Source organism: Herbiconiux oxytropis (assembly GCF_024979315.1).
Taxonomy (GTDB): domain Bacteria; phylum Actinomycetota; class Actinomycetes; order Actinomycetales; family Microbacteriaceae; genus Herbiconiux; species Herbiconiux oxytropis.
Genome location: NZ_JANLCK010000018.1, coordinates 1 through 13,843, shown reverse-complemented (window position 1 = coordinate 13,843; position 13,843 = coordinate 1). Strand labels below are relative to the sequence as shown.

Genomic DNA, 13,843 nt, shown 5'->3' with positions numbered 1-13,843 from the left:
ATGCCTCACCCGTCGAACAGCGGCGCCGACTGCTTCGGCGGTGCCGCCGCACCGGAGCCGACTAGCGCCAGCCGAGGGCCGGGGCCACCTCCGTGAGGATGGACTCGATGACGTGGGCGTTGTAGTCGACGCCGAGCTGGTTGGGGACGTTCAGGTTGCATCGGCCTCGTGACACACCACACACCATACGCTCGGGGCTGGTCTCCGTGCTCAGAAGTCCGGGATTAGCAGTGCCTCGACGTCAGCGGCGGCCGTCGGCGTAGGTGCATTCCGAGACCGGAGTCGGGATTCAATCGCGGTGGAATCCAGCCTCGAGTTCTCTGTGATGGTCGACGACTGCGTCATCGCCCGGGGTCAGGACGACGGTCGCGATGGTCGCCCCCGTCAGTGGGAAGGGTGAGCTGTAGTCGCCGGAGACGGGTTGGCCGCGGTCGCGGCCGATGTTGACGCCCTCACCGTTCAGGGAGAAGTAGGCGGGCTGGATGCGGATGTCGGCCCGGGCGGCTTCGGTTCCGTCGACAGTGAGGATGACCGGCCCGGACGGCGAAGGCCCCTCGTGTCCGGTCTTGAGGAAATCGACGGTGAGGATATGGCCACCGACCAGAAGGGGCCCGCTTCCCTCAATACGCTGTTCCCGTTCGCCGAGCCAGTTGTAGACGTAGACGGGCACCCCGTCGCGGAGGTAGAGCGCGTGGCCCCCGAAGCGGCCGCCGGCGGAGAAGATGACGCCGTCCGCCCCGGCATCCTGCACGGTGATGGACGCTTCGATGCGGAACGACGTGTTGATCATCTGGAACGACCGCTCGGGCACTTCCGAGCCGCCCGGGTACAGGGTGAGGCTCGCACCGAAATCGAACAGCTCAGGGGCGTCGGCGGCAGCCGTGGCGGCGATCTCGGCGACGCTGCGGTCTTCGAGCGGGTAGCCGTGGTAGATCTCGGCCTGGTCCTCCCAGAGTCGTTTCAGCTCGGCGAGCTTCTCAGGCTCGGTACTGCTCAGGTCGTGCAGCTGATTGCGGTCGGAGTCGAGGTGGTAGAGGGTCCACCGGTCCTGGTCGAAGTGGCTCCAGCCGCTGGGGGTCGCGGCGTGAATGGTGCTGGCCTGCCACCCCTCTGCCCACATCGCCCTGGTGCCGAACATCGAGTAGAACTGGGTCTTCTTCGGCTGCTCGGCCACCGCATCCTTGACCACGGCGGCGTGGCTGACGCCCTCGAGCGGGGTCTGCGGCACATGCCGGACGGTGTCGGGCGGGGTGATGTCGAGCAGGTCGTAGAGGGTGGGGGCGAGATCGGTGACGTGGATGTACCCGTCACGGGTGCCGCCGGGCTCGATGCCGCCAGCCGGCCACGAGATGATCAGCGGGTCGGCGGTGCCGCCCTCCCAGGAGGCGTGCGTCTTGTACATCTTGAAGGGGGTGTTGAACGCTGTGGCCCACCCGTTGGAGTAGTGCGGGTGCGTGGTCTCGAGACCCAGCTCGTCGACGAGCAGGGCGTTCTTCTCGGGGTTCTCGGGCACGCCGTTGTACCAGCGGTTCTCGTTCACCGATCCCGAGGGCCCGCCTTCGGCCGACGCCCCGTTGTCCGAGAGGGTGACGATGATGGTGTTGTCCGCCTGCCCGGTGGCCTCGAGGTGATCGAGGATGCGGCCGACCTGGTCGTCGGTGTAGCTGGCGAATCCGGCGTACACCTCGGCCTGCCGCACGAAGAGAGTGCGCTCGGCATCGGTGAGTGCCTCCCACGGCTTGACGATCTCGGAGGCCGGCCACGGCTTGCCGTCGGCGCTCGTCTCATCCGCCATCGGGTTGAGTGGCGGCAGCACCGTGTCGGCCGGCACCAGGCCCAGCTCGATCTGCCGCGCCAGAGTCGTCTCCCGGTACAGCTCGTACCCGTCGTCGAAGACACCCTTGTACCGATCCGACCAGTCTTTGAACACGTGGTGCGGGGCGTGGCAGGCGCCCGGAGCGAAGTAGAGGAACCAGGGCTTGCCCGGGGCCGTGCTGGCCGAGTCGATCAGGAATTCGACGGCTTTGTCGGTGAGGTCTTTCGACAGGTGGTATCCCTCGGCCGGGGTGGCCGGGGGTTCGATCTGGTGGTTGTCGTACCAGAGGTCGGGGTACCACTGGTCGGTGAGGCCGCCGAGGAACCCGTAGAACCGGTCGAAGCCCCGCCCGAGCGGCCAGGTGCGCTTCGAGGCACCCATCGACATCTCGGTAGCGGGCGACAGGTGCCACTTGCCGACGGCCAGCGTGTTGTATCCGGCCTCGCGCAGCACCTCGGAGATGAACCCGTTCTCGGCCGGGATCAGGCAGGAGGAGTTCGGGAATCCCGACGCCATCTCGCCGATGACACTCATTCCGTTCGAGGTCGCGTTGCGGCCGGTGAGCAGGCTCGCGCGGGTCGGCGAGCAGAGCGCCGTCGTGTGGAACTGCGAGAACTGGATGCCTCGCGCCGCCAAGCGGTCCATGTTCGGCATCCGGATGCGGCCACCGAACCGTTCCCACGAGCCGAAACCCATGTCGTCCCAGATGATGAACAGCACGTTCGGCGCGCCCGGCTTCGCCTGCGGTTCGACGTACGGCGCCCAATCGGGAACTGAATCCCGGATGTCGTGCGCGATCTTCCCCTGGAACTCCGCCATCTGCTTGCCCCTCATCTCGACGACAAAACTCACACTAACGATGATCAGGCATCCGCGACAGCGTCGGAGGCACAGCGGAAACCGATGTGCGTCATCGCCGTGTCCTCCGCCTGCGGGGAGCGCGCCGCCGGCCGGTACCGCAGGCAGTACTCCGGCGCGCAAAGATGCGATCCGCCTTTCAAGACTCGACGCGGCATGCGCGACCCCGGCTCAGCACTGGCTGCCGCTAGGAGGCTCGGTCGTCCGCCGTCGGCAACCGCACGTTCGCCGACATCGGGGGGCAGGTGGCGGGGCGCGTAGTAGTCGGTCGTCCACTCCCACACGTTGCCGGTCACGTCGAAGAGCCCGAACCCGTTCGGCGGGAACGTGCCCACTGGCGAGGTGCCGACGAAGCCGGCAGCGCCATCGTTGCGGTACGGGAAGCGGCCCTGCCACTGATTCACCATCAGGCGCCCGCCGGGCTGTTCGTCGTCGCCCCACGCGAATCGGGCGCCTTCCAGGCCCCCTCGGGCGGCGTACTCGAACTCCGCCTCGGTCGGCAGGCGCCGGCCCGCCCACTCGGCATACGCGGCCGCATCGAGAAAGCTGACCTGAACCACCGGATGCTCAGGCCGGTCCCGCTCCGCATCGACCCCGGCTTCAGGGCCGAGCGGGTGCCGCCATGAGGCACCGGGTACCCACCGCCACCACTGGCGCCAGTCGCGCAGATCGACCGGCCCAGACGTGGGCGTGAACACCATCGCCCCAGGAACGAGGTCGGCCGGATCGGCACCGGGAAAATCCTCCGGATCCAGCGTGCGCTCTGCAACAGTGACGTAGCCGGTGTCACGCACGAACGCCGCGAATTGCCGGTTCGTGACCGGATGGTCCTCGATCTGGAACGCCTCCACGCGCCGGACGTGCACCGGCCCTTCATCGGGATAGTGCCCCGCCGAGCCCATCCGGAACTCGCCTGCAGGGATGGGCACAAGCCGAGTCGGTTCTGAGGTCACGGTCCGAGTCTACGGACGCGGAACGATGGGGTCGTGGCGGTGTTGTGCTCGAGCCAGGCGCGTAGCTCGCGGAGGGGTCCGGTCATGCGTCGGGTGGCGAGCAGGAACCCGACGACCGGGCCCGCGATGATCGTGATCGGACTGACCGCGACGCCGATGGCGAGCGGAAGCACCGCTCCGATGACTGAACCGACGATGATCTCCTATCGGTCGGCCAGCGCTTCGAGCGCAGCGCGGTTGCTGGGATAGACGGTCTCGTCGGTGAGAACGCCCAGGACGCGCATTCTGTCGACCAGACCAGGGCGAGCACGGCTGAACGCCAACCCGACCCCCTCGTCGTGAAGCCAACGCAGGAGCGACTCGAGGGTCTCAGCGGCCGTGACGTCAACGTCCGTGACCGCCTCCAGATCGAGCACGAGGTGCCTCACCGAACCGGCCGGCACGGCGCCGATCGCCCGCTTGACGGTGTCGGAGAAGACCGCGCTGTTGGCGAAGAACAGCGGCGCGGCCAGCCGGATGACGAGCACACCGGGCGCGGTCGTTGTGCCGATGGCCGCCGTTGACAGCAGGGCCGACCCCGGGTCATCGTCGGCGAGCACGTCGATGGGCGGGTTCGCCGCCCGCTTCGCCAGATTGATCAATGCGAGCACGAACGAGATCAGGATGCCGGGGATGGCCCCGATGAACAGTGTCGCGAGAAAACACGCGGCACCGATCGCGAATTCGAACCGGTCGCGCTTCCACAGCATCCTGAACTCCCGGATGCCGAGCAGCGGCAGGATGGCCACCGCCACCACGGCGCCGATGGCGGGCGAGGGGATGTGCTCGAGCAGCGCGGTACCGAACACCAGCAGCAGGAGAGTGCCGACAGCGGCGACGAGGGTGGGCAGCTGGGTGCGGGAGCCCGCCTGATCCATGGCGGCGGTGCGAGAGGTGGAGGAGCCGACGGCGAAGCTGCCCGACGCGCCAGACGCGATGTTGGCCGCCCCGAAGGCGAGCAGGTCGCGATTCGGCGAGGTGGTGTAGCCGTTCTTCTCGGCGTAGCTGCGGGCGACGAGCAGCCCCTCCGCCATCGTGACCAGGGTCAAAGCGATTGCCGACGGCACGAGTGCAAGCCAGGTCGCGAGGTCGAGCACCGGCCAGGTGAGGGACGGCGGACCGGCCTCGACCTGGCCCAGCACCGACACTCCGGCCACCTCCAGGCCGGTTGTGACCACCACCACGGTGGCCAGGACAAGCACGACGAGCGCCCACGGCACCGCGCGGGCAAGCCGCCGCCCGGCAAGCAGCACGCCGACGGCCAGCACCGAGATGAGCACCGACCAGCCGTTGACTCCACCCAGCCCTCCGATCAGATCTGCGACCTTTCCGACGAACTCGCCGCCGGAGTCGATCTTCACGCCGAGCATCTTCGCGACCTGCGACACCATGATGTCGAGCGCGAGCCCGCCCACGAACCCCACCAGAATCGGTTTCGAGAGGAACGCGGCGAGGAATCCGAGCTTGAAAACTGCCGCAGCGACGAACAGAAGACCCGAGATGACCGCCTGCGCGAGCGCCATCGACGCGTAGCCGGTGCTGCCGGCGACCGCGAGCCCGCCGACCGACGACGCCACCAGCGCCGCGGCCGCGGCATCCGGTGACGCCACGACCTGCCTCGACGACACGACGAGGGTGTAGATGATCGCCGGCACCACCAACGCGTACAGCCCCGCAGTCGGCGCAAGACCGGCGATCTGGGCATAGCCGATGTTCAGCGGAACCGCGATCGCCAACAGGGTCACCCCTGCGAGCACCTCCCCGGCAGCATTCCTCCGGGTCACGCCGGAGAGTGGGCGAATCACGCGCAGACGACCAGGACTACGAAACGCGCACGACGTCTTCGAGCTGGAACGTCTTCTCCAGAAGCCCGGCACTGACGCCGTAGAAGCGGAACATGAGCTCAAAGGTCGTCGAATCGCCGGTGTCGATCCAGTTCGCCTCGAGCCCCGCCGGCGGTGTGGGGCCGAAGTACACGTCGATCGACCCGTCGTCGTTGAAGGTCAGCCCAGGGGCGATCGAGGCCACGGAGTACTTCGTGTTGCCGCGGATGAAGGTGTGGTCGTCGCCGTCGTACATGGCTACCGACCAGTACTGCGACACCGGCACCCCGGCCGGCACACGCATCCGGTAGTTCAGATCGGAGCGGAGCAGCTCCCCGTCGGAGTCACGCAGGTTCACCAGGTAGAACTGGCCGCTGCCGATGCGCTTCAACCCGATGAACGCCATGTGATAGATCACACCCCGACAGGTGTAGGGGTACACCTGGTCATCGGCAAAGTTGCTTCCCTGGGCGGCAGCGAAGTCGGCTGTGGCGGGGAAGAACCACTGCCGACCCTCATAGAACACCGGCTCATGCTGGTAGTCATCCCGCAACCAGTCGTGCGCGTCATCGAGCGCCGACTCCAGGAGCGCCACACGATCCGCATCAGGCTCGAACGCCTCGCCGCGCACGATCCCGATGGAGGCGAGGATGTCGGCGAACGGGCGGTCGCGCGGCAGCCACGATTCGACCTGCACGACCCGATCCAGGGCCTCCCAGAACCGCATGTCGTACGGGATTCGGGTGTCGACCTCGACTCCCTGCAGGTCTCGCCGCGGAGTCTCGGGCGGGTCTGCGGCCTCGGCCAAAGGGTAGATGCGGATGCCCTCACAGAACTCCAACGCCCGGTCGACCGCCTCCTGCGTGGCCTCGGGCAACACCGTGCGCAGCAGCGCGTAGACGCGGCGCACGTCAGACTGCAGCACGATGAACCCGTCGGGCACGTCACCGTCGTAGCCGGGCGGGAGGATGAGGTACCGGCCACCCTCGCCCTTGTCGGCGCCGTACCGGCCCACGTCCTCGAGGGGCACCTGCCAGATGGTGCAGACATTGCCGTTCAGCTGAAAATCACCCTGCCCCGGCGGGATCTCAAGCACCAGCGGGCCATCGGCGCCCGGATCCATGAACGCCATGTAGTACAGCAAGTCGGGGTTCGGGGTGAGGGTCTGGTTGCGCCAGTCGAGAAGGCCCGACCAGTACAGGAACTCGTTGCCACCGTCCGGCGACATCATCGACCGCATGATCTCGAAGTTCACCGCCGGCATGGCCCACACCGCCGCCTCCACTGCGCGTCGCCGCAGCCCCGCCGTGACAATCTGCTCGTGCGTGTCCGTCATGTGCCCCACCCCTGTCGCCTGAACCTAGGGCCGACTGTATCGCCGGTGACGAGGCCGCACCAGTCAGGTCCCGCGCGGCTATCTCGACGGGGGCGAATAGACAGAGGGACCGTCATTACAGGGCGACACCACTTCTGGAAGTCGGCCTCCACAAGAGTGGCAGCGAAAAAACCAGTCGGATCGCGACAAGCCCTCTGCGAGCTGACGATTTGCGCGGATAGACCATGGCCAGTTACCGCTTCGTCCTACAGTGTGGTGTCTCAGGACCCGTGGTTGCATCTCCGTAATGCGGGTGGCGTTCGCGTTACCTTGAAGCACGGCAACGATCGGCCGGTGACGCAGAGACGGTCAACGCCGGAGTTCGGAGGGCCGCACGCAATCGCGTTTTGGGCGCCGCATCACCGCCTGGTGCTGCCTTAACGCCATCCCAATGCAGGCGCCACATACCGCAGGATGTTGTCGAGAACCGATGTGTTATAAGCAACGCCCAGCTGGTTGGGGACCGTGAGGAGGAGGGTGTCGGCCTCGGCGATCGCCTCGTCCTCAGCCAGCTGCTTCACCAGGCGCTCGGGCTCGGCGGCGTAGCTGCGGCCGAAGATGGCGCGCATGCTCGCGTCGATGTTGCCGATCTGATCGCGGCTCTCGCCCTCGCCGCCGAAGTAAGCCCGGTCGAGGTCGTTCGTGATGGCGAAGATGCTGCGGCTCACCGAGACCCGCGGCGTGTGCGCGTGGCCGGCCTCCGCCCAGGCGTCGCGGAACTCGCGGATCTGCGCCGCCTGCTGCACGTGGAACGGCTCGCCCGTCTCATCGGCCTTGAGCGTCGAGGACTGCAGGTTCATGCCGAGCCCGGCGGCCCAGCGTGCGGTCGCGTTCGAGGCCGCACCCCACCAGATCCGCTCGCGCAGCCCCTCGGAGTGCGGCTCGATGCGGAGGAGTCCGGGCGGGTTCGGGAACATCGGCCGCGGGTTGGGCTCGGCGAAGCCCTCGCCCTTCAGCACCTCGAGCAGCACCTTGGTGTGCTCGCGCGCCAGATCGGCGTCGTCCTGCCCCTCGGCCGGGCGGTAGCCGAAGTAGCGCCAGCCCTCGATGACCTGCTCGGGTGAGCCACGGCTGATGCCGAGCTGCAGCCTGCCGCCCGAGATGAGATCGGCGGCGCCCGCGTCCTCCGCCATGTAGAGCGGGTTCTCGTAGCGCATGTCGATCACGCCCGTGCCGATCTCGATCGTCTTCGTGCGGGCTCCGACCGCCGCGAGCAGCGGGAACGGCGAGCCGAGCTGGCGGGCGAAGTGGTGCACGCGGAAGTAGGCGCCGTCGGCCCCCAGCTCCTCGGCCGCCACGGCGAGGTCGATCGACTGCAGGAGGTTCTCTCCGGCACTGCGGGTCTTCGACTGCGGCGACGGCGTCCAGTGCCCGAAGGAGAGGAAGCCGATGCTCTTGCGATTCGTAGCGGTCACGGCCTCTGCAACGCCCGCCGCCCGATCCGCATTCCCGCTCGCGGAACCGGTATCGTGCCGGTATGGCTGCGCCCACTCCCCTGCCGAAGACCGGAGCTCCCGCGCGGGCGGCCCTGGCCGCGGTCGGCATCCGGAGCCTCGACGACCTCGAGGGAGTCGACCTCGACGGCCTCCTCGGGCTGCACGGCGTCGGCCCGAAAGCGGTCCGCGTGCTGCGCGCCGCCCTGGCCGAGCGTGCGGCGGACGCCTGATCGGCAGCCGGGTCGACGGTCGGGTCAGGCCGTGAGGACCGCCGCCACGAGGAGGACGGCGACCGCGGCGAAGGTCAGGAGGGTGATGGAGTAGCCGCGGCTCCAGGAGCGGCGCGGGAAGGCCAGCGGCAGCACCACGGCCGTGAGGAAGCCCGCCACGACCGCCGCCGCCGCTCCGAAGAGGAGGCCGTACCCGTGCGGATCCTGCGACCCGAGGCCGAAACGGCTGCTGAAGGCCACCCAGGCGGTGAGGAGGAACACGAGACCGGTGCCCGCCGCGACGACTCCGGCGAGGACCCGCACCACGAGGATGCCCGCTCCCGCCCCCTGCGACTCGCCCGGTGTGCTCATGCGGCCACTCTAGGCCCCACCCACCGGCAGAGCGGGTGACGGCTGCGTATGCTCGGCGGCATCGACGGAGTTCGGCCGACTTGGTCGGCGTCGACGGAGTTCCAGGCTGCCTATCCGGCAGACCTCCGTCGATTCACCACCTCGGGTCGCGGATGAGGCCGGGGCCCGGGTCAAGGGGTGATGCCGGCGTTACGCTGGGGGCGTGAAGCGCATCGATGCAGGGGGCCTCGTGGTCGGGGTGGTCATGGCGGCACTCGTTCTGGGCGGAGGGGCGTTCGGAGGGGCGGCGGCGGTCGCCGCTCCCGGGCCCTCGCCCGACGACTCCCCCGCCGGCAAGACCTATGTCGCGCTCGGCGACTCGTACTCGGCCGGGTTCGGGATCACGCCCTACGGCGACGAACCGGCTCCCGGGTGCTTCCAGGCCGACCAGAACTACCCGCACCTCGTGGCCGAGTCGCTCGGCCTCGTGCTGGAGGACCGCACCTGCAGCGGCGCCGTGACGGCGAACATCCGCGACACCCCTCAGCCGACCATCACGGGCGCCGGCACCGCCCCTGTGCAGTCGGACGCCCTCAGCGCCGACACCGACATCGTGACGGTCACCATCGGCGGCAACGACCTCGGGTTCGCCGACGTCGCACAGACCTGCGTGGCCGAGAGCGCCCAGGGGCCGCTGCTGATCGACGTGCTCGGCGCCGACCTGGCCAACTGCAAGCAGTTCTACGCCCCCGTCGTCGACGGCATCGAACTCGACCGGCTGAAGTACCTGCTCGACAACACCGTGACGCCCGCGCTCGATGAGACCTTCGCGCTCATCCGGGAGAAGGCGCCGAACGCGGAGGTGTTCGTGATCGGCTACCCCGCCATCACCCCGGATGCCGCGAACCAGCCTGAGGGCGGGTGCTACTCGTCGCCGCTCGGCACGGGACCGAACCCGTTCGAACCGCCGTTCCCCGAGAACGCGTTCCCGTTCACCGAGGTCGACACCCTCTACCTGCACGGCACCGAGGCGCGACTCGACGCCGCGATCGGAGCGTCGGCCGAGGCCCACGGCGCCCACTACATCTCGACCCTCCCCCTCACCCAGACGCACTCGGCGTGCGCCCCGGACGGCGAGGCATTCATCAACGGGATCACCCTCACCAGCACCGGCGGCACCCCCACGCCGGACCCCGGTCTGTTCGTGGCGCTCGGCGCCCTGCACCCGAACGAGGCGGGCGTGGGATTCCTCGCCGAGCAGGTGTCGTCGGCCGTCACGGAGGCGTTGGCGGGAGACGGTGGTGGCGACGGTGATCCTGAGCCGACGGCAACGGCCACCGCGTCGGCGACGCCCGTCCCCGCTCCGGATGCCGCGGCACCCGGAGCGCCGTCGGGGCGCGACTCAGGGCTCGCCGCCACGGGTTCGGAAGCGGCCATCGCCGGTGCCGCTGCGGCCGCGCTGCTCGTGGCGGGGCTGGTGGCCGTCGTCATCCGTCGGCGCCGGCACGCGCAGCACCACTAGGCGTCAGGCCGGGCCTCGGCCAGGCCGCTAGCGCGAACCCTGTCTCGGCCGGTTCCTCCACCCGGTGAGCTGGTCGAACCGCTTGAGCGTGAACGGGGCGTCCTTGTCGATCGGCGTCACGCGCGAGTCGAGCGTGCCCCCGACGACGGCTGCAGCGGACCGGGCCGCCGCGCTCACGCGCTTGGCGACGAGGCCGACGGTTCCGCCCTCGCCGCGGAAGCCCCAGACCGTGCCCGTGAGGAGTCTCGACCCGCTCCCGTCGGCCTCGACGACCGCCGGGACCGCGCAGCGGGCGAAGCGGCGGCGCGCGCCGAGCAGGGCTGCGAGCGGGATGACCTCGATCAGCAGCCCGGTCCAGTTCGAGGCCGAGTCGTCGCCGATCTCGCCGAACCGGAGCATCCGGTGCCCATCGGCGTAGGTGCCGGGATCGATCGTGAAGCCCTCGGCCTCGAGCGCGGTGAGGAACGCCGTGAGGGTCGTCGCCGGATCCTGCGGCGAGCGGAGCTCGTGGAAGCGGACCATCGAACCGAGCGAGAACGCGTGATCGGACATGCGTCAATCCTGGCAGTCGTGACAGATGTCACACGAAGCGGTGACTGTGCTCCCTCGTGGCCGCGGCGACGCTCCGGTGGAATAGGGACATGATCGAGGAACTGGACGAGTGGCGGTCACGACGCGCGGCGAAGCGGGTGAAGCCCGGAGACGGGCGGCCGCTCAAGCCGTTCCGCTGGTGGCAGCTGCTCTCGCGATCGGTGCTGTCGGTCGAGGTGGCGGTGGGCGACGGGACGACCTCGGTGTTCACGGTCGAGGTGAACCACCTCGGAGACAAGGAGTCGGGCGAGGTGATGGCCGGGCTCTACCGGGACGGGCGGCACATCGCCGAGTCGCGGACGCCCGCCGCCTTCTCCGTGCCGGGCGGCACCATCGAGGTGGCGACGTCGGGTTTCGGGCTGAAGCGCTGCCACCTCGTGGCGCTCGATGGCACCGAGCGGCAGCTGACACCCGATCCGCGCTCGGCCGAGGGGCGCCGGGCTCGGCTCGCCCGCGACCACCCGGCCGCGAGCCGCGGGATCGGGGCGGCCGCGGTGGCGGTGCTCGTGGCGAGTGTGGCGCTGCTCGTGCCGCAGCTTCTCGCGCTGCTCACCCGCATCCCGCCGGTGGCCGAGAACCTCGGGGTGTTCGTCTCACCCGTGCAGCTGCCGGTCTGGGCGAACACCGCCCTCACGATCGCCGCGGCGACCGCGAGCACCGAGCGCGCTCTGCGGCTCCGCTATCACTGGCTGCTCGACGGCGCGGGCAACTGAGCCCGCGCCGCCTGGTCAGCTGCCGCCAGGGCCGCCGGCCCCTCCGCCGGCCATGCCGGTGGCGGCCTGCTGCGTCACGCTGTTCGCGTAGTCGTCGGTGGGATCGCGGTAGATGGTGTGCACGTGGCCCCAGCCCGAGGTGCTGACGCCCTCGACGTCGGCGCCCGCCGATCCGTTCTGGGCCTGGAAGGCGACATAGACATCAGGGCCCGAGATCGAGAAGGAGATCCCGTCGCCGGCGCTCATGTCGTAGGTGGTCTCGCCCGACCAGGCGACCACCGTGGTGTCCAGGGTCGCCTCGATCTCGGCGAGCTCGGCGGCGGTGGTCTGCTCGTCGGCCATCCCCGCCCAGTTCGCGATGAGGTCGAGCAGAAGCTGGCTCTGCCCATCGGTCAGGTCGGCCCCGGTGAGGCCCGCCCCGGTCGCGAAGTCGCACGTGTCGCCGGGAGCGCACATGCTCACGTCTCCCGACGTCAGAGTCGCCTGCTGCTCGGCCGTGAGGCTGTCGAAGAACGCGAACGCTTCGGTGTAGATGCCGTCGAAGGGCTGAACCTCCGTGCCGTCGGCCGCCGTGTAGACGGCGGGCTGCACCCCCAGGTGGGTGGGGGCGAAGGTGATGGCGCCGGCGCCCGACTCCCCGGAGCCGTCGAGGGTCGCGTTGATGCCGAGGTGGTGGCCGCCGAACTGCACCTCGTAGGCGCTCGAGTCGGTGGGGTCGCCGAAGAAGGCGATGGAGTACTGGCCGAGCGACTCCTCGGTGCTGCTGGAGTTATCGAGCAGGTACTCGTCGCCGCCCATGATGCCCAGCACCGTGGCGTAGGCGTCGTCGCTCAGGAGCGACTCCAGCACGGCGAGGGCCGCCGTCTGCTGCTCCTCGGAGAGGTCGGTGAGGTTGAGCCCGGCGCGCTCGACGAAGGTCACCGGAAAGTTCGACCACGACGTGGTCTTCGTCTCGTCGTCGTAGTCGTAGAGCACGGCTTCGCGCTGCTCGTCGGTCAGCGTGGCGAGGAAGGCCTCGGCCGCGGCGGTCGTGGCCGAGATGGTCTCGGCGGTGGTCGTGGCATCCGTGGTCGAGATCGTGGCGGCGTCGGTGAGGCCCGTGGAGCTCGAGCTGGAGCCATCGGCGGCCGAGCTCGTCGAGTCGGCGTCGGACCCGGCGTCGGATCCGGCGACGGAGGCGCAGCCGCTGAGAGCGAGACCGCCGATGAGCAGTGTCGAGGTGAGCCAGAGCGCCGTGCGGCGGCGGGGTGGGCGGATGCCGGTGGGTTCGTGGGTGTCGTTCATGGAGACGACGGTACGAACCCTGTCTTTCGGTCGGCTATGGCGCTCCTATGCCCTGGCCATGAGACGCGGGAGCCTTGTTCTGCGGCGGATCGGTGGGCAGGAGGAGGATGCGGCGCTGGTACCTGGTGAGGAGCAGGATGACCAGGCCGAGCACCGCGATGAGGACACCGCCGATGATCACGATCACTCCGATGGCGGCCCACAGTGAATCCGCTGCCACGACGAGGAGGATGATCCCCGCGAGCAGTGCGAGCACGCCGAGGCCCACCAGGATCCAGCTCATGATGAGGAGCACCCGGTAGGCGCGTGCGCCCTGGAACGAGGGACGCACCCCGTAGATCGTGCCGGTGTACTGGGACCAGCGTGTGCCCGTCCACCACCGGGTGAAACGCGGCGCGACGGGGAACCATCCCGCGCCGGGGCCCTCCTCCTCGCCGGGCAGCGGGCGCACGGCGTCGATGACGACCGCGTCGCCGGTGGGAGCCGGGATGCGCCGCACGGCCTGCGACTGCGCGGCGATCGCGAACCACAAGGCGGCGAGAGCCAGAGTGGCGATGCCGTTCGGGGACACGATGGACCCCAGAGCTCCGAGCAGGAACTGCAGAGCCGCCAGCCCGAGGAAGATGCCTCCGAAGGCCCAGGCGGCGCCGGGCTGCTCGGTGGTGGCCCAGTCGGATCCCGGGACGCCGTTCTTGACGCGGAGTCCGGTCCAGCGCCTGCCGTCCCACCAGCGCAGCACGTCGCCCGGCGCGGGGTACCAGCCGAGCGGCGGGCCCTGCGGCGCGTGCGGGGTTTGCGGCGCGTACGGCGCCTGCGGTGCCCGCATCAGGGGCGCCGCCACCGCGGCGGCCGGCGCGCTCGCCGCCGCCACCG

Annotated in this window: 12 protein-coding genes; 3 read left to right on the top strand and 9 right to left on the bottom strand. The window is 69.5% G+C overall.

What is annotated here, in order from left to right; translation table 11 throughout:
• Positions 1-289: 289 nt before the first annotated feature.
• The 5 genes from N1028_RS18985 to N1028_RS18965 form a co-directional block, all read right to left on the bottom strand.
• Entirely contained in the window at positions 290-2,650 is a 2,361-nt protein-coding gene (locus N1028_RS18985; RefSeq protein WP_259531095.1) for an arylsulfatase, read from the bottom strand.
• 29 nt (positions 2,651-2,679) lie between these two features.
• Complete coding sequence (locus N1028_RS18980; RefSeq protein WP_375163416.1) at positions 2,680-3,576, bottom strand: formylglycine-generating enzyme family protein; 897 nt, start codon at positions 3,574-3,576, stop codon at positions 2,680-2,682.
• Between the two features lie 254 nt (positions 3,577-3,830).
• On the bottom strand, positions 3,831-5,543 hold the full coding sequence (locus tag N1028_RS18975) for a SulP family inorganic anion transporter (protein WP_259531093.1): 1,713 nt from the start codon (positions 5,541-5,543) through the stop codon (positions 3,831-3,833).
• Positions 5,488-6,825: a DUF1214 domain-containing protein gene (locus N1028_RS18970; RefSeq protein WP_259531092.1), complete on the bottom strand. Its 1,338-nt coding sequence runs from the start codon at positions 6,823-6,825 to the stop codon at positions 5,488-5,490. Before N1028_RS18970 ends, N1028_RS18975 begins: the two co-directional genes overlap by 56 nt.
• Before the next feature lie 416 nt (positions 6,826-7,241).
• Positions 7,242-8,279, bottom strand: coding sequence for an LLM class flavin-dependent oxidoreductase (locus N1028_RS18965; RefSeq protein ID WP_259531091.1), 1,038 nt, complete (start codon positions 8,277-8,279; stop codon positions 7,242-7,244).
• Between the two features lie 62 nt (positions 8,280-8,341).
• Between N1028_RS18965 and N1028_RS18960 the strand changes: the two genes are divergently transcribed.
• Positions 8,342-8,530, top strand: a complete 189-nt coding sequence (locus N1028_RS18960; protein WP_259531090.1) for a DNA-binding protein — start codon at positions 8,342-8,344, stop codon at positions 8,528-8,530.
• Between the two features lie 24 nt (positions 8,531-8,554).
• On the opposite strand, the gene N1028_RS18955 is transcribed toward N1028_RS18960, so the two are convergent.
• Positions 8,555-8,881, bottom strand: a complete 327-nt coding sequence (locus N1028_RS18955) for a hypothetical protein (protein ID WP_259531089.1) — start codon at positions 8,879-8,881, stop codon at positions 8,555-8,557.
• 202 nt (positions 8,882-9,083) lie between these two features.
• On the opposite strand from N1028_RS18955, the gene N1028_RS18950 reads away from it, so the two are divergent.
• Entirely contained in the window at positions 9,084-10,382 is a 1,299-nt protein-coding gene (locus tag N1028_RS18950) for an SGNH/GDSL hydrolase family protein (protein ID WP_259531088.1), read from the top strand.
• 27 nt (positions 10,383-10,409) lie between these two features.
• Here the strand turns inward: N1028_RS18950 and N1028_RS18945 are convergent, their stop codons facing one another.
• Positions 10,410-10,934: a hypothetical protein gene (locus tag N1028_RS18945; RefSeq protein WP_259531086.1), complete on the bottom strand. Its 525-nt coding sequence runs from the start codon at positions 10,932-10,934 to the stop codon at positions 10,410-10,412.
• Between the two features lie 89 nt (positions 10,935-11,023).
• On the opposite strand from N1028_RS18945, the gene N1028_RS18940 reads away from it, so the two are divergent.
• Positions 11,024-11,686 carry a hypothetical protein gene (locus N1028_RS18940; protein ID WP_259531085.1) on the top strand — a complete coding sequence of 221 codons (663 nt, stop codon included), beginning with the start codon at positions 11,024-11,026 and terminating at the stop codon, positions 11,684-11,686.
• 15 nt (positions 11,687-11,701) lie between these two features.
• Here the strand turns inward: N1028_RS18940 and N1028_RS18935 are convergent, their stop codons facing one another.
• Positions 11,702-12,970, bottom strand: a complete 1,269-nt coding sequence (locus N1028_RS18935) for a DUF3500 domain-containing protein (RefSeq protein WP_259531084.1) — start codon at positions 12,968-12,970, stop codon at positions 11,702-11,704.
• 34 nt (positions 12,971-13,004) lie between these two features.
• Positions 13,005-13,843 (bottom strand): DUF2510 domain-containing protein (locus N1028_RS18930; protein ID WP_259531083.1); only part of this gene is annotated, 839 nt, incomplete at its 5' end.

Coding starts and splice junctions, on each gene's coding strand:
- N1028_RS18985 (WP_259531095.1), bottom strand. CDS start 2,650: ATGAGGGGCAAGCAGATGGCGGAGTTCCAGGGGAAGATCGCGCACGAC.
- N1028_RS18980 (WP_375163416.1), bottom strand. CDS start 3,576: ATGGGCTCGGCGGGGCACTATCCCGATGAAGGGCCGGTGCACGTCCGG.
- N1028_RS18970 (WP_259531092.1), bottom strand. CDS start 6,825: ATGACGGACACGCACGAGCAGATTGTCACGGCGGGGCTGCGGCGACGC.
- N1028_RS18960 (WP_259531090.1), top strand. CDS start 8,342: ATGGCTGCGCCCACTCCCCTGCCGAAGACCGGAGCTCCCGCGCGGGCG.
- N1028_RS18955 (WP_259531089.1), bottom strand. CDS start 8,881: ATGAGCACACCGGGCGAGTCGCAGGGGGCGGGAGCGGGCATCCTCGTG.
- N1028_RS18945 (WP_259531086.1), bottom strand. CDS start 10,934: ATGTCCGATCACGCGTTCTCGCTCGGTTCGATGGTCCGCTTCCACGAG.
- N1028_RS18940 (WP_259531085.1), top strand. CDS start 11,024: ATGATCGAGGAACTGGACGAGTGGCGGTCACGACGCGCGGCGAAGCGG.
- N1028_RS18935 (WP_259531084.1), bottom strand. CDS start 12,970: ATGAACGACACCCACGAACCCACCGGCATCCGCCCACCCCGCCGCCGC.